This is a genomic window from Paenibacillus sp. ATY16 (assembly GCF_003399985.2).
Lineage (GTDB): Bacteria > Bacillota > Bacilli > Paenibacillales > Paenibacillaceae > Pristimantibacillus > Pristimantibacillus glycanilyticus.
Genome location: NZ_NMOK02000056.1, coordinates 153,081 through 176,153, shown reverse-complemented (window position 1 = coordinate 176,153; position 23,073 = coordinate 153,081). Strand labels below are relative to the sequence as shown.

21 protein-coding genes are annotated in these 23,073 nt (G+C 50.6%); 13 read left to right on the top strand and 8 right to left on the bottom strand.

Translation table 11 applies throughout. The features are described 5' to 3' along the window. Positions 1–96: 96 nt before the first annotated feature. Positions 97–969, top strand: coding sequence for an AraC family transcriptional regulator (locus tag CFI03_RS30320; protein WP_248762766.1), 873 nt, complete (start codon positions 97–99; stop codon positions 967–969). A gap of 14 nt (positions 970–983) precedes the next feature. Here the strand turns inward: CFI03_RS30320 and CFI03_RS30315 are convergent, their stop codons facing one another. Continuing rightward, a complete protein-coding gene (locus CFI03_RS30315; protein ID WP_248762763.1) occupies positions 984–1,853 on the bottom strand; it encodes a helix-turn-helix transcriptional regulator in 870 nt (289 codons plus the stop codon). A 158-nt stretch (positions 1,854–2,011) separates the two neighbouring features. Between CFI03_RS30315 and CFI03_RS30310 the strand changes: the two genes are divergently transcribed. The 4 genes from CFI03_RS30310 (at position 2,012) to CFI03_RS30295 (ending at position 6,760) form a co-directional block, all read left to right on the top strand. After that, positions 2,012–3,985, top strand: coding sequence for a beta-galactosidase trimerization domain-containing protein (locus CFI03_RS30310; protein WP_248762760.1), 1,974 nt, complete (start codon positions 2,012–2,014; stop codon positions 3,983–3,985). 34 nt (positions 3,986–4,019) lie between these two features. Next, positions 4,020–5,147 (top strand): serine hydrolase domain-containing protein, encoded by a 1,128-nt coding sequence (locus tag CFI03_RS30305; protein WP_248762758.1) that lies wholly within the window; start codon positions 4,020–4,022, stop codon positions 5,145–5,147. Positions 5,148–5,283: 136 nt separating this feature from the next. Further along, positions 5,284–6,324 (top strand): NAD(P)-dependent alcohol dehydrogenase, encoded by a 1,041-nt coding sequence (locus tag CFI03_RS30300; RefSeq protein WP_201002019.1) that lies wholly within the window; start codon positions 5,284–5,286, stop codon positions 6,322–6,324. A gap of 40 nt (positions 6,325–6,364) precedes the next feature. After that, a complete protein-coding gene (locus CFI03_RS30295; protein ID WP_248762756.1) occupies positions 6,365–6,760 on the top strand; it encodes a MerR family transcriptional regulator in 396 nt (131 codons plus the stop codon). 39 nt (positions 6,761–6,799) lie between these two features. On the opposite strand, the gene CFI03_RS30290 is transcribed toward CFI03_RS30295, so the two are convergent. Further along, positions 6,800–7,141, bottom strand: coding sequence for a hypothetical protein (locus CFI03_RS30290; protein ID WP_248762754.1), 342 nt, complete (start codon positions 7,139–7,141; stop codon positions 6,800–6,802). Next, complete coding sequence (locus CFI03_RS30285; protein ID WP_248762752.1) at positions 7,060–8,433, bottom strand: glycosyltransferase family 4 protein; 1,374 nt, start codon at positions 8,431–8,433, stop codon at positions 7,060–7,062. The genes CFI03_RS30290 and CFI03_RS30285 overlap by 82 nt, the downstream gene beginning before the upstream one ends. A gap of 289 nt (positions 8,434–8,722) precedes the next feature. On the opposite strand from CFI03_RS30285, the gene CFI03_RS30280 reads away from it, so the two are divergent. From CFI03_RS30280 to CFI03_RS30260, 5 genes are read left to right on the top strand one after another with little or no spacing between them, the layout of a single operon-like run. Continuing rightward, positions 8,723–9,997 (top strand): nucleotide sugar dehydrogenase, encoded by a 1,275-nt coding sequence (locus tag CFI03_RS30280; protein ID WP_248762750.1) that lies wholly within the window; start codon positions 8,723–8,725, stop codon positions 9,995–9,997. A 12-nt stretch (positions 9,998–10,009) separates the two neighbouring features. Then, on the top strand, positions 10,010–10,987 hold the full coding sequence (locus tag CFI03_RS30275) for an NAD-dependent epimerase/dehydratase family protein (RefSeq protein ID WP_248762748.1): 978 nt from the start codon (positions 10,010–10,012) through the stop codon (positions 10,985–10,987). Positions 10,988–11,005: 18 nt separating this feature from the next. Beyond that, the gene (locus tag CFI03_RS30270; RefSeq protein ID WP_248762746.1) at positions 11,006–12,226 is read left to right on the top strand and encodes a glycosyltransferase family 4 protein; all 1,221 of its coding nucleotides are present in this window, start codon (positions 11,006–11,008) and stop codon (positions 12,224–12,226) included. Further along, positions 12,223–13,587 carry a glycosyltransferase family 4 protein gene (locus CFI03_RS30265; protein WP_248762744.1) on the top strand — a complete coding sequence of 455 codons (1,365 nt, stop codon included), beginning with the start codon at positions 12,223–12,225 and terminating at the stop codon, positions 13,585–13,587. The genes CFI03_RS30270 and CFI03_RS30265 overlap by 4 nt, the downstream gene beginning before the upstream one ends. Positions 13,588–13,614: 27 nt before the next feature. Further along, entirely contained in the window at positions 13,615–14,850 is a 1,236-nt protein-coding gene (locus tag CFI03_RS30260) for a sialidase family protein (RefSeq protein ID WP_248762742.1), read from the top strand. A 58-nt stretch (positions 14,851–14,908) separates the two neighbouring features. Here CFI03_RS30260 and CFI03_RS30255 read toward each other — a convergent pair whose 3' ends face one another. The 3 genes from CFI03_RS30255 to CFI03_RS30245 are packed head-to-tail and all read right to left on the bottom strand — an operon-like array spanning position 14,909 to position 16,318. Continuing rightward, positions 14,909–15,367, bottom strand: coding sequence for a hypothetical protein (locus CFI03_RS30255; RefSeq protein WP_248762741.1), 459 nt, complete (start codon positions 15,365–15,367; stop codon positions 14,909–14,911). Between the two features lie 29 nt (positions 15,368–15,396). Further along, a complete protein-coding gene (locus CFI03_RS30250) occupies positions 15,397–15,843 on the bottom strand; it encodes a hypothetical protein (protein ID WP_248762739.1) in 447 nt (148 codons plus the stop codon). Positions 15,844–15,865: 22 nt separating this feature from the next. Next, the gene (locus tag CFI03_RS30245) at positions 15,866–16,318 is read right to left on the bottom strand and encodes a hypothetical protein (RefSeq protein ID WP_248762738.1); all 453 of its coding nucleotides are present in this window, start codon (positions 16,316–16,318) and stop codon (positions 15,866–15,868) included. Between the two features lie 134 nt (positions 16,319–16,452). Here CFI03_RS30245 and CFI03_RS30240 point away from each other — a divergent pair, with 134 nt between their 5' ends. Next, on the top strand, positions 16,453–17,091 hold the full coding sequence (locus tag CFI03_RS30240; protein ID WP_248762737.1) for a class I SAM-dependent methyltransferase: 639 nt from the start codon (positions 16,453–16,455) through the stop codon (positions 17,089–17,091). A 57-nt stretch (positions 17,092–17,148) separates the two neighbouring features. On the opposite strand, the gene CFI03_RS30235 is transcribed toward CFI03_RS30240, so the two are convergent. Further along, complete coding sequence (locus CFI03_RS30235) at positions 17,149–18,063, bottom strand: NAD-dependent epimerase/dehydratase family protein (RefSeq protein WP_248762736.1); 915 nt, start codon at positions 18,061–18,063, stop codon at positions 17,149–17,151. A 362-nt stretch (positions 18,064–18,425) separates the two neighbouring features. On the opposite strand from CFI03_RS30235, the gene CFI03_RS30230 reads away from it, so the two are divergent. Then, positions 18,426–22,097: a glycoside hydrolase gene (locus tag CFI03_RS30230; protein WP_248762735.1), complete on the top strand. Its 3,672-nt coding sequence runs from the start codon at positions 18,426–18,428 to the stop codon at positions 22,095–22,097. A gap of 255 nt (positions 22,098–22,352) precedes the next feature. Here CFI03_RS30230 and CFI03_RS30225 read toward each other — a convergent pair whose 3' ends face one another. Further along, positions 22,353–22,775 (bottom strand): hypothetical protein, encoded by a 423-nt coding sequence (locus CFI03_RS30225; protein WP_248762734.1) that lies wholly within the window; start codon positions 22,773–22,775, stop codon positions 22,353–22,355. A 20-nt stretch (positions 22,776–22,795) separates the two neighbouring features. Here CFI03_RS30225 and CFI03_RS30220 point away from each other — a divergent pair, with 20 nt between their 5' ends. After that, positions 22,796–23,029, top strand: coding sequence for a hypothetical protein (locus CFI03_RS30220; protein ID WP_248762733.1), 234 nt, complete (start codon positions 22,796–22,798; stop codon positions 23,027–23,029). The last annotated feature ends 44 nt before the right edge of the window (positions 23,030–23,073 follow it).

Below are 23,073 nucleotides of genomic sequence, written 5' to 3'. Positions count from 1 at the left end.
TCATCAAGATGCCTTCATTATATAGCCGGACGAATTATTCTCTGTTGTGCTAAGATATAACTAAATTGCGATTCTATCTTTGGGGGAGAGATACAATTGGCATCTCGCATCGAGCATGTAGCGCCGGGGCAAAGCAGCTTTTTTCTCGCATTCCGGGATGAATGGACGGAGGAGCATTTTTTGCGGTTTCATGCCCATCAAGGTCTTGAATTGCTTTTTATTCATGAGGGTCGCGGGGTCGTGGAGGTGGAAGGCAATAGCTACGAGCTTGAAGGGGGTTCGTTGTTCTGCTTTCAGCCGTATCAGCTGCACAAGCTGGAAATTCCGGGTCGGAAGGGTGCCCGCTATATCCGAACCAATCTGACCTTTGATCCCCGGTTTCTCGAGCCTTATCTGGCGCCATTTCCGAAGCTGTTATCCTTTTTCCGTTACTTGACCAGGGGAGCGCTGCCCATGCCTAAGTTCTCCTTTTCGGAAAATCAACTGATGTCCGTCATGGAAGGCCAGGTACAAGCGATGCGGGAAAGCGGGGAGGAGCAGGAGGCTCAAATCTTGCTGCTGATTTCTTTGCTGCGATACCTGCAGCTGTCGGTCATTGCTCAGCCGCAGCTGTCTCCGGAAGAATGGTCCGCAGCCAAAACCGTCCATATCGAAGCGATGATGGATTGGATCGAGCGTCATTTCCGGGAGCCCTTCAGCCTTGAGCTGCTCGCCGAAGAGCTGCATTTGTCCTCTTACTACGTCTCTCATCTATTTAAGCAGTATACGGGAGTTTCGCTGACGGATTACGTGACGGCAAGGCGAATGCGCGAGGCATGCGTGCTTCTCGGAAGCACCGACATGCCGGTGCGGCAGATCGCTGATGAGGTTGGCCGGTTAAGCGCTCCTTATTTCTGCAAGCTGTTCAAAAAGCAAAAAGGAATGACGCCTCTGGACTACCGCTCGGCGCTGCATTATGCCGCCAAGTAGCTGGGCGGCCCGGGTTATACCCGTCCGAATCTGACGGAACGGTATTGCCCTGGAGTCATACCCGCTTGTTTGCGGAACAGCCTTATGAAGTAATTCGTATTCTCGATCCCGACCAGCTGGCCGATTTCGGATACGGAATGCTCGGTGCTTTCAAGCAGCGTTTTAGCCTTTTTGATCTGCAGATTATGCAAATATTGAAGCGGGCTCATCCCCGTATATTTCTTCAGACAGCGGGCGAGATAGTCGAAATGGAAATGCAGGGTCTGCTCCATATGCTTCGCATCAAACGGATGGGTCAGATGCTGCTGCAAATAAGCGATCGTCTGATCGCAGAGCAGCCTGGACCGGGGAGCGAATTGGCTGCTTACCGCTGTCTGCAGTTCAACAAACAATCCGGCTAGCAGCGTCTGGAGCGGCAAGGAGCTTGCAGGCGACAAGGTATGATGGAGCTCCAGCATCTGCTGAAGGAACGGCAAAATGTCGGTGGCGCGTATATTCGTAAATTTCGGTAAGTACATAACCTGCCGATGGGGAGTGAGATCGTCGACGGTCCCTTTGGTGAAAGGAATCGACCACGAGATTTGCCCGCTGTCCATCGTGCGGACCGGAGCGGGATGAGCGAAATGGATCCAGTAGATTTCGGTTACTTCCTCGCATGGCCGATGGCCGATATGCATGCGGTTCGGCTCCAGCACAAGCATGGTGCCTTCCTTAATCTCGTAAGGCACATCGTCTTCGGTCATATACAAGGTTCCTTTCAGAACAAACAGCATGTCGTATACGTTAAACGATCTTGCCACATGCTGCTGTCCCGGCGCCCAGAAGGAATGACCGATCGTCAATAGCTGCGGAAGCGGAGGGATGACAAGTTCCAGGCAAAACATGGTGAAGGCTCCTTTGCGTTGTAATCGCTTACCCGATTGTATCACAGCCGTTATCCGTTAGGTAGAAAATGTGCTATAAAAAGTCGTTAATGAACCTGTCCGGTCAAACGCGGAACTTATATAGTTAAAGGTAAACGAACCGGAAAGGATGACAACTTATGCGTTTTCGCCAGGTCCATCTTGATTTCCATACCTCAGAGGCTATCGCCCCCATTGGTCAACGTTTTGACAAAAAGCAGTTTCAGGAGATGCTGCGGCTAGGCCATGTCGATTCCATTACCGTATTCTCCAAATGCCATCACGGCTGGGCTTACCATCCTTCGGAAGCAAACGAGATCCATCCGGGTCTCAGCTTTGATCTGCTTGCCGCCCAGATCGAGGCTGCGCATGAGATTGACGTCAAAACTCCGGTCTACTTGTCCGCCGGACTTGACGAGAAGCTGGCCAGACGGCATCCGGAATGGCTGATCCGCGACGAGAACGATACGACCGGATGGGTAAAAGGCTTTTTGGAGCCGGGCTATCATCAATTTTGCATGAACTCCCCTTATCTCGATATCCTTCTCGCGCAAATTCGCGAAGTGGTATCGCGTTACGATGCGGACGGCGTATTCCTCGATATTGTTGGCGTACGGAAATGCTATTGCCATAACTGTATCGAGAGCGCAAGGCGGGAAGGCATGGATCCAAGGGATGAGCAAGCCATGCGCCGTTTATGGGAAAGAACGTATGCCAATTATACGGCAAAGGTGAAGGAAACGGTGGAGTCGGTCAAGCCGGGACTGCCGATCTTCCACAATGGCGGACACATTAAGCGGGGACGCCGCGACTTGGCCATGATGAACACCCATTTGGAGCTGGAATCGCTGCCGACGGGCGGCTGGGGTTACGATCATTTCCCTCTGTCGGCCAGATACGCCCAAACTCTTGGCGTTGATTTCCTTGGCATGACGGGGAAATTCCATACGTCCTGGGGAGAATTCGGCGGCTATAAGCATCCGAACGCCCTTCGTTACGAAGCGGCGCTCAGCATAGCCAATGGCGCGAAATGCTCCATCGGGGATCAGCTGCATCCGGACGGTTGTATGGATAAAGCGACGTATGCGCTTATTGGCTCCGTTTATAGCGAGGTAGAGAGCAAGGAAGCCTGGTGCGCGGACACGGCAAATGTCGCCGATGTGGCGCTTCTATCGCTTGAAGCCGCTGGCGTCCATGAGAAAGCGCGGGATGGGTTATCCAAAGGGGCATCCGATGCAGGAGCCGTACGGATGCTGCTTGAGGGTAAAATTCTGTTTGACGTTATCGACAAGGAGCATGATTTCAGCGCCTATAAGGCTTTGATATTGCCGGATTACGTAGCAATTGATGAACCACTGCGGAACAAGCTGGAGGTGTACCTGCGGCAAGGCGGAAAACTCCTAGCCACGGGCTGGTCCGGGCTTGATCCGGCAGGGGAAGCGTTTGCCGTTGACTTCGGAGTACGGTACCTGGGAGTGAACCCTTTCAAACCCGATTACTTCCGTCCGGGTTTTGCGTTAAAGAGTTTAGGAGAGGCCTCCTTCATCTTTTACTCCCAGGGTCAGAAGATTGAGCTTAACGGGGGAACCGAGCTCGGCAGGCGCGAAGATCCGTTCTTTAACCGGGAGGCCTTCACCTTCTGCTCCCATCAGCACACGCCAAGCAGCCACAATAACGGAGGCCCCGGCATGGTGGAGAGCGGCAGCGGAATCTACATCGCCTGGAACGTGTTTGAGGATTACGCGAAGAAAGGCAGCCTGATTCTGAAGGAAGCCGTTCTATACGCGCTCGATCGTCTGCTTCCGGATAAGACGCTTCAAACCAGTCTGCCCGCGCAGGGCATCGTTACCCTTCAGGAGCAGAAGGAACGGAATCGCCTTGTTAATCACCTCCTTTATGCTTCGCCGGTAAGAAGAGGCGACGGGGTGGAAGTCATCGAGGATATTATTCCTCTGTACAATGTTCAGGTTTCGGTTCGGACAGCTCGTCCCGTGAAGCAGGTCTATCTAGCGCCGCAGATTACTCCGCTGCCGTTCAGCAGCAACGATGGCGCAGTTGCTTATACCGTGCCTGAACTGCAATGCCATCAGATGGTTGTTATGGATTACGAATAGAACTTATCTCATAAAGTAGAATGGAAGTGCAACTATGAAAGCTTTGACCGAATTTATCGACCGATTGACCTCCTGGCGCATTCCATGGGCGGAAGTAATGGTCATTCACCGCAACGAAACGGTAATCCGTTATCGCAGCGGTTTCTCCAATCTGGAAGAAGAAACTCCTATTGAAGAAGGACGTATCTTCAACATCTATTCCATGACGAAAATCATGACCTGCGTGGCGGCTCTTAAGCTTGTGGAGCAGGGCAAAATGCTGCTGAACGATCCGTTGTCCGCTTACCTTCCCGAATATGCGGATATGAATGTCCGCAAGCGACTTCCTGGCGGCAAGCTTGAGATCGAAAGAGCAAAGAAACCGATTCTTGTTCGCGATCTGTTTACGATGACGGCCGGCTTCTCTTATGATATCGGGTCTCCTTCCTTGAAGGAGGTTGCGGAGCAAACGAATGGAAGGGTGCCGACTCGAGCCTTTGCGGAGGCATTGTCCAAAGAACCGCTTCTTTTCGAGCCGGGCACCCGCTGGAATTACAGCCTATGTCACGACGTGCTAGCGGCACTTGTCGAGGTTGTGGACGGCCGGCGTTTCGGCGCCTATATCCGGGAGGAGATTACGGGTCCACTGGGTATGAAGGATACGGCGTTTGATCTTTCCGGGGAGCAGCAGAGCCGCCTCCTACCGCAATACGAATACAAGGATGAACAGGGCCGACCGGTCCGCAAAGACGGGAACGGCTACCGGCTTGGAACGGAATACGAGAGCGGCGGCGCGGGACTGCTCTCTACGGTAAGCGACTATGCTTTATTCCTCAATGCCCTCACCAATAAGGGAACAAGCCCGGATGGCGTGCGTATTTTGTCGCCGGCAATGGTTGATCTGATGCGGACGGACCATTTGACCGACCGTATGCGCGTGGATTATAACTGGGAGCAGCTGAAAGGCTACGGCTACGGATTAGGCGTCAGAACGCATGCGTCCAAAGCGCAAAGCGGATCGCTAAGCCCGTTGGGGGAATTTGGCTGGAGCGGTGCCGCAGGCTGCATGGCGATTATGGATCCGGACTCCGGACTGACCGTCATGTATGCTCAGCATCTGCTAAACAATCAGGAGCCTTATATCCATCCTCGGTTAAGAAATATCGTATACGCCAATCTATAAGGTTGTTTAAGAAGGGAGCCGTTCCAGGAGGAGCGGTTCTTTTTGTTTAAGCAAAGGGATTGACTTGGAGTTCACTCCAGCATGTATACTCCGATTGTATTCTTTATTTCATAGATTAAAGGAGCAGAGAAAACCTATGTGTAAATCTCATGTACTCAGTGTTGCAAGCGCAAAAGCGCCTTTCGAAAAAACAACGATTGAACGGAGAGCCCTGCGTCCGGATGACGTTCTAATCGATATTAAATTCAGCGGTATCTGCCACTCCGATATCCATACGGCCTTTGGCGAATGGGGCGAGGCAATCTTCCCGCTTGTTCCCGGGCACGAAATTGCGGGTGTCGTGGAAGCAGTAGGGTCCGAGGTTACGAAGTTTGCCGTTGGCGACCGCGTTGGGGTAGGCTGCTTTGTAGATTCCTGCGGCGAATGCGAATATTGCCTGCAGGGCGAGGAGCAGTTCTGTACGAAAGGCGTGGTCAGCACGTATAACTCCCTCGACTATGACGGGCAGCCGACTTATGGCGGTTACAGCCAGAAGATCGTGGTAACGGAGCGATTTGTTGTCCGTGTTCCGGACAGCCTGGAGCTTGACGCTGCAAGTCCTCTTTTATGCGCGGGTATTACAACGTACTCTCCTTTGAAGCATTGGAATGCGGGCCCGGGTAAAAAGGTTGCCATCGTTGGCATGGGCGGTCTTGGCCATCTGGCCGTGCAATACGCGCATGCCCTTGGAGCGGAAGTAACCGTTCTGAGCCAGTCAATGAACAAGAAGGAAGAGGCCATCGCGTTTGGCGCGGATCATTATTACGCAACAAGCAACCCGGATACGTTCAAAGAGCTGGCCAACCGGTTTGACCTGATCTTGAATACCGTGTCCGCCAATCTGAATGTGGATGCCTATCTGTCCATGCTTCGCGTTGACGGTACGCTGGTTAACGTCGGCGCGCCTTCCGAACCGGATTCCTATCGAGCCTTCTCTCTGATCATGCAGCGCCGAAGCCTTGCCGGCTCGCTTGTTGGCGGCATCCGCGAGACGCAGGAGATGCTTGATTTCTCGGCGGAGCATGGCATTAAGCCGCAAATCGAACGGATCAACGCCGATCAGGTGGATGAAGCTTATCAACGCGTACTCCGCAGCGATGTCCGTTACCGGTTTGTCATCGATATGTCGACGATGTAAACTACTATTATATCGATTATGGATAGGAGGGACATTTCGTATGAGAATGGCCGAGGTCAGCGCCAAGTACGACCTGTCACAGGATACGCTCCGTTATTATGAACGTATTGGATTAATCCCGTCCGTGAACCGCAATAACAGTGGCATCCGGGAGTTTACCGAGGATAATCTCAGATGGGTGGAGTTTATCAAATGCATGAGATACGCCGGTCTCCCGATTGAAGCTTTGATCGAATACGTCAATCTGTGCCAGCAGGGCGATCATACGACGGAGGCGAGGAAAGAGCTGCTAATCGAGCAGCGGGAGCAGCTCCGTCTTCGGATCGACGAAATGACAAGGACGCTGGAGCGGCTGGATTCCAAGATTGAAAATTACGGACAAAACCTGCATCTCAAGGAACAGGAATTATACAAGCCGCAGGAGCGGGAAGAATAGGAAGAGCGGGCCGTTTGCTTATGAACGGCCCGCTCTTTTTTATTGCGATATCGTTTCCTCTGATTCAGGTGCTATTATCGGCGGAATGAGTTGCTTAAGCCTTTGAAAGGTAAAGGTGTCAGGGAGGACGTAGTCTTGGGGCTGAGCTTTCAGAATACGTCTCCAAACTTCTTCATCCGTTTTTGAAAGGATAAAGTTTGGATCGAGAGGAGAAGCAAAGAGAGGCGCGAGGTTTAGCGTTTCAATTGCAGCCGGCACATGCTTCCTTCTTCGTTTATTAAACGGCTTTTTTGCCTTTTTTATCTTTTTAAACCTCTTATTTTTTTTCGATATTTTTTTGTTTTTCGAGCTGTCCGTTTTCTTTTTCTTGACGAAACCCATTTGCGCTCCTCCTCTGGCATTGAGATGGCTTGTTCCCCAAATTGAGCCTCAAAGGAAAGACGCTCCTCCTCATGTTTACTCCGCGCGAACTCATACAGCTCCAGAACCCGTGAGATCATCGTAGACAATGACCAGTGATGATGTCCCCACGCTTTCGCTTGTTCGGCCATCACGCTTAACAGCTCCGGCTCCTCCAGGGCTGTTCGAAGGCATGAATAAAGCTGCTCCGGGTCTCCCAAGCGGGATACCAGCCCGTTCTGAAGATGGGTAACCATTTCCGGAATGCCTCCGGCATCAGAGGTGATGACCGGTTTACCAGCAATTTGAGCTTCAATGATCGCAAACGGCTGATTGTCCTGCATGCTGGGCAACACGACAAAATCAGCTTGCTGCATCATTTCGGGCACGTCCTCCCGGTGTCCCCAGAAAAGAATATGATTCGAGAGGCCAAGCTGATTGGTAAGTTGAATTAATTCCTCGCGCAGGAAACCGTCCCCGACCAGCCAGCATACCCAGTCGGAGCGTACTTCCTTTAGCTTGGCTAAGGCATGAATGAGAGTGGAATGTCCTTTGACGATATCGAAGCGGGCGGGGCATATAAATACCTTTTCGGCAAGGGGTTTAACCGTTTTTGGTTCTCTTAGCATTTTATTTTGAAATTCCGCGATATCAAATCCGTAATGACTGACCGTCACGCGTTCTTCGGGAACGGCAAAATCATTAACCAGCTCGTTTTTTAACCAAAGCGAAGGAGAAATCGTTACATCGCTAACCGTTGCGCCAAGATACTCCCGCAAGGACGAATAATGCCACAAGGGAGAGTTTATATTTTGGTCGGTCAAGCCCAGTTCCTTCAATTTAACAAACCATTCCTTTGTCAGACAGCCATGAATGGTTGTGACTAGGGGGATATGGGCAGGTTTAACGCGGGCTATCGCGTGTGCGCTTACGATATCCTGCGCGTGTATGACATCGTATTCGTTTAGCCCAAAATACAAAGCGGCCGCTTCCATGCACAATCTATCAACCTCTGCTTGTTTGATCCAGGGATCGATATCAAGCAGCATTTGATTCAAATAAAGCTCCGTTTGGTGGGCAATGAGAGGAGCCAGCCGACTTTTCTCTATCGATAAATTTCTGCTTGGAATATAGTAGCCTTGCGCATCCGGCGTTGAGGAAAATATATCAACTTCATGGCCGGCACCTTGTAATCCCTTGACCAGTTGATTGACATAGGTATTTACGCCGCCGGCATGCGGCAGTGCCCACATGCAAGCGATTAAGATTCGCATGTATTGTCCTCCGATTGGTCCGTCGTCCCATTAGTATATGATTCAGCACATGTATTGTTAACGTACACGAACCTATTTCGCTCGCATTTTCGGACGGGCATTTCCCTATTAAACAGCCCCGTAAAATAGAAGGATTTCCAGCAATAATCGCCAAAGCATGGCATTTATCTCTTTTAGTCCGTAAATTCGGGATAAACTACTATTTTCATAGCCTTTAGACGTTAATCCAATGCTTCTCTGATTCATTTGCGTATCATGCTAGAAGATGAATTGAAGGAGTTGAAAGAGATTGGAGCTTGCCCTTAAATATAAAATCGCCATAATTGGCCTGGGGTATGTCGGATTGCCGCTCGCGAAGCTGTTCGTAGAGAAGGGGAATACGGTCTACGGAATCGATACCGATATTCGCAAGATTCAAATGCTGCAGAAACGTCAATCCTATTTATCCGACTATAAGAGAAACGATATACGAGAGCTATTTAGCGGGAAAAACTTTCATGTCAGCCATTCGTTTGAAGTGATAGAGAAGGCGGATGTCATTATTTTGTGCGTTCCGACACCGCTTGACGAGCATATGCAGCCGGACTTGAGATTTGTGGTAAACGCTACCCGCTGCATACTTCCTCATCTGCGAAGAGGGCAGCTTGTAGCCCTCGAGAGCTCCACCTTCCCGGGAACCAGCGAGGAAATCCTGAAGCCGCTTCTCGAGAGCACGGGACTGGAGGTCGGGAAGGATCTTCTGCTAGCTTATTCGCCGGAACGAATCGATCCCGGATCGCATTGGGAGCTCTCGCAAATTCCAAAGGTAGTAGGCGGAGTGAATCCGGCAAGCACCTCGTACGCCAAGGAAGTCTATGGTACGGCATTTGAGAAGGTGGTGGTCGTCTCTTCCCCCCGCGCCGCGGAGATGACGAAGCTGCTGGAAAACTGCCAGCGATTCCTGAACATTTCTTTTATGAACAGTCTTCTTAAGCTATGCGAGGAGCTGGATATCAATCTCTGGGAAGTTATTGAGGCAGCAGGGACAAAACCGTTCGGATTTACCAAATATTATCCCGGTCCTGGAATCGGCGGACATTGCATACCGGTTGATCCCTTGTATTTGCTGTGGAAGGCGAGAGAGCATCAAATCGACATGCCTTTCATCGAGCTGAGCTCGCAAGTAAACGAGAGTATGCCCGCTTATATTGTGGGAAGAGTTTCCAAAACACTGAAGCCTAAAGAGCTGAAAGGTAGCAGTGTGCTGATTATCGGAGTCACGTATAAAAAAGACGTAAACGATATGCGCGAATCCATCGCTTTGCCTATCATTGAACAATTGCTGCAAGAAGGCGTCCAAGTCGGGTTTTTCGATCCCTACGTTAACGAACTTCAAGTGGGAGAAGCAACCCTCCATTCGCTTCCGCTTACTGCCAGGAATATGAAAAATTACGATTGCACCGTCATTCTGACGGATCATTCCAATATTCCATACGAGCTTATTGTCACTCATACCCCTATCGTCTTGGATACGAGAAATGCAACCGGCAAACTTGCGGACCGGAATAACGTGATCCTAATTTAAGGAGGGAATTTCTTGAAGATATTGGTAACAGGCGGGGCAGGGTTCATTGGCTCTCATCTTGTGGAAAGCTTGTTGGCGGCAGGACACACCGTCACGACATTAGACGATTTCTCGAACGGAAGACACGAGTTTCTCGCTCACTTATCCAATCATCCTCGTCATAGGCTTATTGAAGGATCGGTACTAGACCGGAAGTTAGTGAAGAAATGCATGAGTCAAGCGGATACGGTCTATCATCTGGCAGCCGTGCTTGGAGTGAAAAATACGGTAGAAGATCCAATCAAGGTAATCGAAGGCAATATCGACGGGACCCGTAACATTCTTGAACTGGCTTATCCAAGCCGCATGAAGGTTATATTTGCATCGACCTCGGAGATCTACGGGAAGAACGAGAAGCTGCCGTTTAACGAGATGTCGGACCGCGTATACGGCGCGCCTTCCATTCATCGCTGGAGTTACGCAACGGCCAAATCCATTGACGAGCATATGTGCTTTGCGTATGCGGCGAAAGGACTTCCGGTAACGGTGCTCCGTTATTTCAATGCCTACGGACCTAGACAAACAAACTCGCAATATGGAGGGGTCGTAGCCAGATTCATTACCGCCGCATTAAAAGGAGAACCACTTGAGGTATACGGGAGCGGTACGCAGCGGAGATGCTTCACCTTTGTGGACGATACCGTAAGCGGAACGATCGCGGCGCTCAGCCCGGAGGCAGACGGTCTGGCATTTAATGTCGGCTCGACTCATTCCGTGACGATCACTCAGCTTGCGCAGCTGATTATCCAGCTGAGCCGTTCTACGTCGCCGGTTATACTCAAATCCTATGCGGAGGCTTACGGTCCGGGTTACGAGGATATGCCGGCCCGCGAGCCCGACTTGACTCGGGCGGAGACTATACTAGGCTACAGCCCGTCCGTGTCGCTGGAGCAAGGACTTATTAAAACGATTGAGTGGTACCGCCAGCGTATCAGCCGAGAGACAGTCTAGCCGGAGGAGGGAAGCGGAATGAAGATTGCCCTTGTTTCTTATTGGTGTATTCCTTATTCCGGTGGAGTTTCCACGTATACGCTGGCATTAAGGAAGGGACTTGAAGACCTGGGACATGAAGTGGATATTATCTCCCATAACGAAACGGGGATGAAATACCACATTGTAGACAAGGGGAAAACCATCGATAAACCGTTGGTTTCGGCGGCGGTAAAGCGGCAGATCGGTACGAGATACAATATAAAGATGCTTTCCTTTGACGCTTGGCTGGGTGATATGGAAAGCGAGCGCATCGCTTTCCGTCAAGCGTTATCCCATTTCAGATTGAACGATTACGATCTCATCCACGCGCAGGATGTCATATCCGCGATAGGCGCCCATGAAGTGAAACCGACCCATATCCCGCTGCTGTTAACTCTTCACGGAGACCTAGCCGCGGAATGGATGCATCAGGGTGTTGTCTCGAAGCGCTCCTTATCCTGGGAATGGGCGAAAGCGCTTGATCATTACGGAAGACTAGCAGCTGACCGGGTTATCTTTCCTTCCGGGTGGCTTAAGCGGCAATATGACGTCAAACCCGGCCGAACAAATTCCTCGGCAGTGGTTATTCCATATGGCTTCGATACGATGAAATTCCTCCATCAATCCGCCCTTTATACGCCTGCCTTAAATAAAAACGGCTTGAAATTAATCCTATGTCCCGCGCGTCTCGATCCTGTGAAAGGCCATCAAGTGCTGCTGCAAGCTTTGTCTAAGCTAAAGGAAACCCGTTCGGATTGGATTTGCTGGTTGGCGGGGGACGGTCCCATGCGCAGCCAGCTGGAACAATCGGTAAGCCAATTGGGGTTAGGTCAACAGGTAAGCTTTCTTGGTCACCAAAATAACATGGCTCTGCTGCTGCAGGAAGCGGATCTGATTGTTCTGCCAAGCATTCATGACAATTTGCCGTTTGTCGTAATGGAAGCGCAGGTGGCTGGAAAACCCATCATAGCTTCAGACACAGGGGGAATACCCGAAATGATTGACAATGGAAAGACGGGCGTCCTTTTTCCAAACGGGAAGGCGAATCTGTTATGCAGTGGCTTGAATCAACTGCTAAGTGATGAAGACCAACGAAAGAAGTTGGCCAATCAAGCGAGATATCAAGGTCTTCGCAGTTGGTCGTTACAAACGATGATTAACCGGACGATTCTTCTTTACGAGAAAACGATAGCATCGAAGCGTGCTGACAGCCTATGAAAATTCTTATTGCAACGTATTGGCTGATCCCGCATGTAGGCGGGGTATGGGTATATATTCAGGATCTGAAAGCGAGTCTGGAGAAGCTCGGTCATGAAGTAGACATACTAGCGAGACATCCGGACGAGAGCAGCTACTATATCGTGAATACCGGCCGCAGAGTTGAGAAAAAATTGTTTAGACCTTTAATTGAAAAAGAAATAAAAGCAGTGTATGCCTCGCAGCCGATTCCGATCGACCCTTGGATCGTGGACCAGGAAATCGAGTTTTGCTCTTATGCGCTGGCGGCTTCGTATTTGGGCCTTCGGGGTTATGATATCATCCACGCGCAAGACGTCATTTCCTCGCGTGCCTTATGGCAAATCAAGCCGGTTGGCGTTCCTTTGATCAATACGATACACGGGTGCCTCGCTACCGATTTCTGGGTTTCCCTGGAGGGCCGAGCACCTTCCGATTCAATTTGGAAGTATGCTTGCGCCAGAGAATATTATGGGGCTACCTCGAGCGATTTGGCCGTTGTACCGACTAACTGGCTGCATCGGACGCTTGGCAGTTACTTGGTGCCCGGTGACCATATGGAGGTCGTACCTTACGGAATGAACATCGAGCATTTTTTGCAGCGCACAAAAGAAAGAACTTCTTTCAAGCTACCAAAAGACAACTGCAATATTTTATGTCCAGCCCGCCTTGATAAAGTAAAAGGACACAGCAGCTTGTTGGATGCCCTGCACCTGCTCAAACAATCCAGAAACGATTGGAGATGTCTGTTTGTTGGCGACGGCAATCTCCGGGCAGAGCTGGAGATCAAAGCGCTTGAACTCGGCTTATCGCCTTATGTTGTATTTGCGGGAAGCAGGAATGACGTGCCTTCGTTAATGCGGCAATCGGATATCATCGTCCTTCCGAGCCTGAATGACAACCAGCCGTATGCCGTCATGGAAGCTCAGCTTGCGAGCAAGCCGATACTCGTTTCGGATGCCGGAGGTATTCCGGAGATGGTTCAGCACGGTCAGACCGGTCTGATGGCAAGAGCGGGGGATAGCGGCGAGCTGTCGCGCTGCCTGCAATTGTTGATCGAGAACAAGCCGCTTCGCAACCGTTTAGCCAAGAACGGACACAGCTGGGGCCTCAAGCAATGGTCTCTCCCCGCAATGGCAGAACGAATCGAAGAGCTGTATGAACGGCTTCTGAGCAAACAGCATATCCGCAAGGCTTCCCATCCGCCTAAGCATCCCGGTCACCATGGGGCGAAAATATGCACCTATTTCCGGAATGCATATCAGATGGACATTCCTAAGTCTTTTTCAATCGTAGACGACCATATTGTCGGCTCGATCTTGTTTCAAGCCAACCAGTCTTAATAAGTTTTAGAAAGGGAGTGACGATAGATGGCAAATCAGCAAATTACCCCTTCAGGGCCTCAGCAGGAGCCGTCCATTGCGCTTAATAATCTTGACCAATCCACCATCTTGGTAACGACAAACGATTTGCGTTCGGGCAATAATATGACAACGGTCTACCGTTCGATTAACGCAGGGGTATCGTATGCTCAAACCTTACTTTCACCTCCACCGGGATTTGACGCGTCGGGAGATGGCATAGCCGCTTTTGGTTATGCTCAAACCTTTCTGGTCGCCGCTACCGCGCTCACTGTAAACCCTGTGCAAAACTCCTCGATTATCGTTTATCGTTCAACCGACAATGGAGCTACTTTCTCTACTCCTATCATTGTCAATCAGGGCTACGGGACGGCTGTTTATAATGATAAACCCGCGTTAATGATTGATACGGCGAATGGAAGTCCTTATCTAGGGCAGGCGTACATTGCGTATACACGGTACTTTAACAATTTCACCCAATCGGAAACCCTATTTCAGCGATCCCTTGATCAAGGACAGACATGGTCTCCGCCGATTCTGCTGACGAATCAGGTGCAGGGCGTAACAAGCTTTGGGTCCACGATAACGATTGGACCGCAAGGCGATGTGTACGTCGGTTGGATGCAATACGGACCCGGAACGCCGGAGTTTTTAATGCGGAGATCGCTGGACGGGGGGGTGACCTTTGGGCCAATCGTAGTGGTATCCGCCGTCAACCTCGTACCCACGCCTCTTCCGGTTCTAACCTTTGGCTTCCGCGTCTTGACCATTGCTTATATGGCAACGGATATCTCGCCGTTTAACGGTCAAGGTATCGTCTATGCCGTCTGGCAAGACAACCGTACGGGCAGCGCGCATATCTTTATGTCTCGTTCGACGGACAGGGGAAATACCTGGTCAGCTCCAAAACAGATTGACGACAGCCCAGCCGGAACACAGAACTTTTTGCCCAATGCGACGGTTTCCCGCGACACCGGAGCTTTCAAGGCTATGTACTATACGAACCGCGTAACCAGTAATCTCATTGACGTATTTTTGGCCGAGTCGAATGATGCCGGCAATACGTTTCTGCCTAACCGCCGGATTACCAGCGCCTCCTTTAATCCGAATGCGGACCCGTCGCTTGGCCTTCCTACACCCTCCATTGGCGATTACAACGACCTGGAAATCAACGCGGCAGGAACAACTTTCGTTGTATGGATGGATACGCGAACCGGCTCGCAGAATATTTTCGAGGACCGGTAAACAAAGAAGCGGTTGGTTAGCCGGAATCCAGCTAACCAACCACCTCATTGCTGCCTGCTTACAGATACACGGTTCCGTCAAGATGCACGGGGCCGGTCAAGGTAACCGAGTTTTGTCCAACATGCTCTACGGTGAGGGAATATTGCTGGAAGGTACCAACCAGCCCTGCCGTTGCCGTTTCCGTATGCTGGAAGGCCGTCGTGAAATCAAGCGCTACCCAAGGGCCTTCTTGCGCTGTGCCGATAAACGCGGAATCCATGGTCTGGTAAACAACCGGAGCAGGAGCAGAGATGCCGCCTCGCCGGATGCGGAAGAGCAGCTTAGGAACGATATTGAGCAGCAGCAGCTGTGCTTCCCAGCCAACGGATGCTTTGATTTCAATCCGGTTATTGATGTTATTGACCTGGAGAAAAACGGAAGTCAACAAGTATTCGGTACCCGGAGAGATTATAAACGGGAGAGAACCCGTTCCGGCCGCAACTTCTTGATATTGGTAGTCTACAATTGTAACAGTCATGCTATCACCTCCTTTCAAAAGCAAAACCGTCAGGCATAACCGATTGTGATTCCCTTCAATGTAATCGGTCCCGTTATGGTAATCCTGCCGATGCCGGCTGATTCTGCCGTTAGATAATAGGTCTGATATAATCCGTCTGTTCCGGGTTCGGGAGATTCCACGTGATAAAAGGCGGTTGTGGCGGAGGTTGGGGATGTGTTACTGGTCCAGTAGCAGGAGTCAGCGATTTGGGAGACTTCGGGGGAAGCCGGAGTAACGCCGCCGCGCCTTAGCCGGAGTATAATCTTCGGCACGATGGGCAGCTGAGACGCTTCGGCTCTCCAGCAGACGGATGCTTCGATAAAGATTTTACCGTCAGGGCTAGAGCTCTTCAGAAATAGGGATGTCAGCAAGGTTTCTGTACCGAAAGAGATAGGAAGCGGGAGGGAATGAGTGTCCGGCAGTACTCTTATTGAAGCGGAATCTTGAATAGCCATCGTTTTTGTTACCCTCCTCTTTTTATAGGTTAAACGTTCCGCCGATAAGCGTGATCGGCCCGGAGATTGTTGCCATGCCCGTACCCGCGAGCTCTGCTGTCAGGCAGTATTGTTGATAGGTTCCAATGTTCTCTGAACTTGGCAGATCGGTGAACTGCAAAGATAAAGTCTTATCTATCGTTAATATGGGAACGTCATGGCCTAGGGAGACGGAATCGACGACCCAGCAAATTAACTTATGGGCCGATGTAAACCCGCCACGGCGAATTCGAAAAATCATGTTGATATGCTGCGTGTTCTGTAACAGAGGAGTTTCCCAGCCGATTGTTGCATAACCGTTAATCCGGGTTTGATGATCCGCAATAGGAAGAAAGATAGAAGTTAGCAAAATCTCGGTACCCGTAGCTATTGACAACGGCAGCGATCCCGTTCCGACAGAAACCTCCTGCGAAGAAAAATCTATCCAGTCGCTCAAGCTGATCTCCTCCTCGTTTCTGCTTTTCATATATTAGATTCATAGATTTAGAAGATTGCAATGTACAGATATCCCCCGGTAAATATCTGTTATGCGGAATCTAGTTTGATTTCATGGTTACTGGAGGCAAAAAAATGGATGACGAAATTGCCAAGATGGAACGAATGTATGCAACGTCAGTAGACGATGCCATGCCGGATCATTACTATCGCTATCAATATGCGATACGTTTTATCCGCCCTGGCGATATTTTGCTCGATGCAGCCTGCGGTTCAGGTTTCGGTACGCATTATATGGCCGCTCATTCTGCATGTACATTAGCGGTCGGAGTGGATAAGTCTCAGCACGGTTTAGATTGGGCGGTTCATCACTTCTTCTCCCACAAAACCGTTTATTGCCAGACCGATTTATCCGGCACCTTTCACGAGGAGCTCCCGCTGCCAAGCTACGATATCATCATCTGTTTCGAGACCGTCGAGCATATGAAGGATGACCAGTCATTTATCCGGAAGCTGTATCAATGCTTGAATAAAGGCGGGGTGCTGCTTATATCGGCGCCTAACGAGAACGTTATTCCTCATTTAAAGAACCCTTACTTTTTGCATGGGGTAAACCCTCATCATTTTCGTCATTATCGTCCGAAAGAGCTGCGCAATCTGCTTGTTAAGAATGGCTTTCATATCCAGCAAGCCGTAACGCAAGATAACGAGACGTACGAGATTGTGCCCGGAAGAGACGATGGATTTACCATTATTTACGTGGCCACTAAGTGAAGGAAATGAAGCAGAAAGCTAATATGCCGCTGGCTGCAGCGGCTATTAGCTTTCTTGTTATTTCATTGGCACCTGCTGATAGGTTTGGGAGAGTCCTTCAAACAGACTGCTTGCAGGCCGCCAGCCTAGAAGTTGACTGGCTTTTGTATTATCCAGGCAGCTGTCCATAATATCGCCCGGCCGCTGCGGACCGTAATGGATGTCGACATTTTGACCATGGATAAGCTTTATCATATGAACCAGATTGTTAATGGAAGTGCGCAGTCCCGTACTGATATTGACCGTTTCCTGGTCTCCATGATGGATAGCTGCCAAGTTCGCTTGCACAACATCCTGCACATAGATGAAATCCCTGGTTTGATTGCCGCTTCCGTTTACGTGAAGGGGGAGGCCTTGTTTTAACTTATTCATAAAAATGGAAACGACGCCGCCTTCCCCGGTAGCGTTCTGCCGCGGGCCATACACGTTGCTGTAGCGCAATATCGTATAGGGGAGACCGTACATTTTGTGAAACAGCCGGATATAGCTTTCTCCGGCAAGCTTGGACAGTCCGTAATAGGAGATGGGGGCTGTAACGGCATCCTCCAAATTTCTTTCTTTATTGGCATCGCCGTAAACAGCGGAGGTAGAAGAAAAAACAAGCTTGCCGACTTCAGCCTGCCGGCATGCCATCATCAGGCGAATCGTTCCGACAATATTGATCGAAGCATCAAAAGCCGGGTCAGCTACCGAACGCTGGACATCGACCTGCGCGGCCATATGAAATACAATATCCGGCTTGACTTGCTTTATGGTCTGCATAGCCTCATCGCTATTCATATCCAGCTCATGGAGAACCGCTTCAGGATGAACGTTGTGTCTGAAGCCTGTAGATAAATTATCAATGACATGGACAACGGCGCCGCTTTGAACGAGCGCATCTGTCAGGTGGGAGCCGATAAAGCCGGCGCCTCCAGTAACTAAAGCTTTCATTATTCAACTCCTCATTTGACGATATGCTTCATAGTACGTGCAAGCTTCGAGCTCGGAATAAGGTATATATCTCATAGACTGGAGCCAATTTATTCGAAGCGGACACAAAGACAGCAGGAACGCGACTGCTTTTTCCATTTGTTAATTCAACAAGAAAAGCTAGGATTAGACAAAAATAGCGGCTGAAAGACGGGATTTTTAGGAGAAAAGTAGGATGTGGAGCGAAGAGGCAGGAAGTAAAATCGAGAGCGTGGAGCCCTTCATAAAATGACGTGCTCCACCTTTTTGGGGCTTTAAGAAACCGGTTTCATGAAACCGTTTTCTTAATTGTCCAGACCATTTCAATTTAAGGGGGAAGACGATTGAAACCGTTCAAGCTTAAGAAAAGAACCGCGGCAGCGATGCTGGGTACCGTCATCAGCCTTACCTCGCTGGGGAGCCCGATTAATGCGGCAGAGACTGCAAAGACACCGGTCACGTATGATGCCGTCGTAAAAGTCGATGCCTCAACCACCTTCCAGACCATCGATAACTTCGGAGCGTCCGATGCCTGGAGCATGGAGCAGCTCGGGAAGAACTGGACGGAGGAGAACAAGAACAAGGTAGCGGACCTGCTCTTCTCAAGGGACAAGGGGATTGGCCTTACCGCTTGGCGTTTCAATATCGGGGCGGGCTCAACCGAGACGGACAAGACGATCATTACCGATCCTTGGCGCCGCGTCGAATCGTTCAAATCCTCGGAGAACGGCCATTATGACTGGAGCAAGCAGGCCGGTCAGCAATGGTTCCTGCAAGCAGCCAAAGACCGCGGCGTAGATACGCTTATTGGCTTCGTGAACAGCCCGCCGGTATGGATGACGAAGAACGGCCATGCCCAGCCGGATTCCACGGTTGGATCCACGAACCTGAAAGACGGATATGAAGACGAGTTTGCGGCCTTCCTGACGGATGTCATTGAACATTTTAAGGAACAAGGCATTAATTTGAATTATATCAGCCCGATTAATGAACCGACCTGGGATTGGAACAAAGCAGGCCAGGAAGGCAATCGATATAACAACGACGATATTAAGCGGGTCATTCTCGAGCTGTATAAGCAATTGCAGGCCAAAGGGCTTGAGACGCAGATTAGCGCGCCGGATGGCGTAGAGATTACGGCGCTTCTGGATGACGAAGTATTCAAATCCTTCTCGGGCCAAGAAAAGTATAGCGGCGGCTCCAACAGCCTTGGCGTTGGCAAATACCGCGAATATATTAAAGACCTGCTTGGCGATCCGGAGCTTCAGGAAGCGGTTGGCCATCATATCGCTTCTCACTCCTACTGGTCGGATTACAGCAAGACGGGAGATGACCGTTACGGTACGTTAAGAGATTTGCTGTTCTCCAATTTGAACAAATACGACCGCGAAGCGGTTTACTGGATGAGCGAGTATTGCATTCTCGGGGACTACGGTCCCGGCCGTGACCTTGGCATTGATCCGGCGCTTTATATCGCGAAGACGATCCATTTCGACCTGTCGAGAGCAAATGCTTCCGCTTGGCAGTGGTGGACGGCGGTATCCGCGGGAGATTACAAGGACGGCCTGATCTATACCGACTTCCATAACCCGGGCGACGAACAAAATATCCTCACTTCCAAAATGTTCTGGACGCTTGGCAACTACAGTAAATTTATCCGTCCGGGCGCGGAGCGCATCGCGCTTTCCGGCCTTGACGATAACGCGCGTAACGGCGCGCTGCTCGGATCGGCTTACAAGCATGACGGGGAGAATACCGTTACAACGGTGTTCGTCAACGACAGCGCGAAGGAGCAGCATATCAAGGTTGAAGTCAGCGGCATCGACAAGCATGAGGCGGTAAATGTATTGAAGCCTTACGTCACATCGGCAGACAAGGATCTGGAGAGAGGCGCGGACATTCCGGCATCGGCTGACGGCTCGTTTGATGCGGTTATCCCGGCCCGTTCAATCGTGACGCTTAATGGCGATGTCGTAAAAGAAAACAAAAAGCCGGATGCTCCCCAAATCGTAAAGGTAGAGCCGCTCAACAAAGGCCTTAAAGTCGACTTCCAAGCTCCAAAAGGCGCATACCAATACGAAGTGGAATACGGCAGCAAAAATGACAAGAAGGTATTGAAGCTGTCGAATATGTCCACCGATACGGTTATTCTGCAAGGTCTAAAGAACGATCAGCAGTATGATGTAACCATTCGGGCAGGCAACGATAAAGGCTTTGGCCCCGCATCCAAGAAAGCTTACGGCACGCCTCAGCTGCTTGTGCCATCCGGCGTAAAAGCAGCAGGCACGGATGGAGGTTTTATTCTCTCTTACAATACTCAGATTGGCGTGCCTTCTTATCGCGTTCGATATGGCACCGTGTCAGGGAAATACGATAAGCAATATGTGACTGAGGTACCTAACGGCCAGATTCAGATCGACGGACTTGCGAACGGAACGGCGTATTACGGCGTTGTGGAAGCCGTAGACGGCAACAGCTCCAGCAAGCCTACGGCTGAGTTTACGGTAAAGCCGGATATTGCCGCACCGGGCAAGCTGGTTGCGATTCCGGGCAACGGGGAAGCTTTGCTTACGTTTGGTGCTGTTGAAGGGGCTGCCGGCTATACGGTTCAAACCTCGCTGAACAATAATGTCCAGCAGATCAGCAGCAACAAGACCGTATTAACCGGTCTAACGAACGGAGAAGCGGTAACCGTCCGCGTCTCGACGATTGGCAAAGGCGGTAAAGGAACCGGCTACACCGAAACCACGGTAACGCCTGCGAATGGGGAAATCCGGTTTAAGGACGATTTTACAAGCGGCAATCTGGCGGGCTACACGCTGGACGTCAGCAAATGGGTGATGGATGACGGGCTTCTGAAGCATGCTTCCGGCGGCAATAACCGCGGCGAGATTGGCGTAAACAATCTTTCGATCATTGACGGTACCATTACCGCTGTAGCGAAGCATGCGCTCGGCGAAGCGGATTGGGGAATTACGTTCCGCGGCAGCAGCTATTCCAAGGGTTACGTGTTTGGCTTCGAGAACGGCATTCTGTTCCTTCGCAGAGACGGGCAAAACCTGGCCGAAGCCGTACCTTTCTCGCCTAAATTAGGGGAGTACTACAAGATGGAGGTACAGCTCGACGGTCAGCATATTCAGGCCTATCTGGACGGAAATCTGATCTTTGACGTCAAAGATTCGACGTACACGAGCGGACGCGTTGGACTGCATAGCTGGGCGGACGCGCAATTCGCTTACCTGCAGGTTGCCCGTAATCCTGAAAACCTGACAGCCGCTCCGGAAATTTATCAGATCAAGGAAGGGGACGGGCAGGTTGTGCTTCAATTCAGGGAAGTAGACGGAGCGGACAGCTACCTGATCCGTTATGCGCCAAAAAATGGCGGAGCGGCAGCGGAGGTTGCAGCAACACCAGGCTCGTCGGTTGTAACGGGCCTTCAGAACGGCACGGCTTATTCGTTTAAGGCCGTGGCCGTTCGCGGCGGAGTTGCTTCGGAATCCGCACCCATGGATGCGACGCCTAACTCGAATAACAAAGTCGTCTATTATGCGGATGCCGGAGACGGAACTCCTGGCACTCTAGAGGATGGCGAAGTGTTGGGCATTTACCAGTCGCAGGAGGAGCAAGAGTATGGCCTTGATTCGATTACCGGCATGAAGTGGGGCTATGTCGCCGACGACGGAAAGACATGGGCTCAAACCTCCCCGGTAGACGCTTACGAGACGATCCGCCAATACGACGGCAACGAGAACGGCAAAGGAATCGCCTACCGCTTTCAGCTGCCGGAGGGTGCGTACAAAGTGACGGTTGGCTTCTATGATCCATGGAAGGCCAGCGACCGGAATTTGGACCTGACGATTAACGGCGAGACCAAGCTGAGCGATTACGTCATTGGCTCCAGCCGCGAAGCGAAGGTATTCGAGAACATTTCCGCAGTAAACGGCGAGATTATTGTCAAAGCGGTTAAGGACGGCAATTCCAAGCCGATGATTGCCTGGATTAAGATCGAGAAGTAACGTTCACTGTTAGCAAAAAAGCGTGTGCTCCCAAGAGAGAACACGCTTTTTATGCGCCTAGAGTAAACTTTCAATTTGTGTTAACGATGTTTAAGCGTAAGGGAGATTTTTAGGAATTCATTGATTGACTTTGGGTTATAGTGCTAAGGATAGTGTAGCTAAACGAAGAAAGCAGTCCATCCTCAGGTTGAGGAGGGACTGCTTTTCTTCAGTTTAATCATGATATTCCCTATATTTGATATTTCATCTCTGCTATTATGACAATTTTTCAATAACAATCGATGCGCTAACAACCGGCGTACCTCCGCCAATGCTAGCTTGCAAGGTCAGAGCTCCCATATTATCAATCCGGTTTAAAGTCAAGGTACCTCCGGCTGTTAATTGGGCAACGACTTGACCTTGATAAGGATTGTTTCCTGCACTGGAACCGTAATTGCTGCAAAGAACCAAGGTTGGGAGAATAGGTCCCGCAGCGTCCGAGTCAAACCATAGTCCAAAGGCGGAGTTGCCCGGTGTCGGGAAGATTTCCCAACTAATGAGGTAGAAACCGCTCTCCAGGATGTTAATCGTTGATGGCGCAGTAAACGATACGGCAGTTGAATTAATAACTGAATGATTAAAGGTTACGGCTCCGCCTAATCCGCCAGGAGTTGGTGCTGCCGCAACCGTTTGGTCCACTGTGCTGCAGAGGAAGGCAAATGACCTTACTGCAGCAGGACCTTGAGGACCTTGCGGGCCTTGAGGACCCTGAGGGCCTTGAGCACCTTGAGCACCCTGAGCACCCTGAGCACCTTGAGCGCCTTGAGGACCTGCAGGACCTTGAGGACCTTGAGGGCCTGCAGGTCCTTGTGGTCCAGGAGGGCCCGGAGGGCCTACTATTCTACCCATTAAGCTACACACTCCTTATAAATAGTAAGGGTCTTGAAGTTTAGGAGTATAACAATTCTCAATCCCTTTGGTATTCAGGAACAACTTA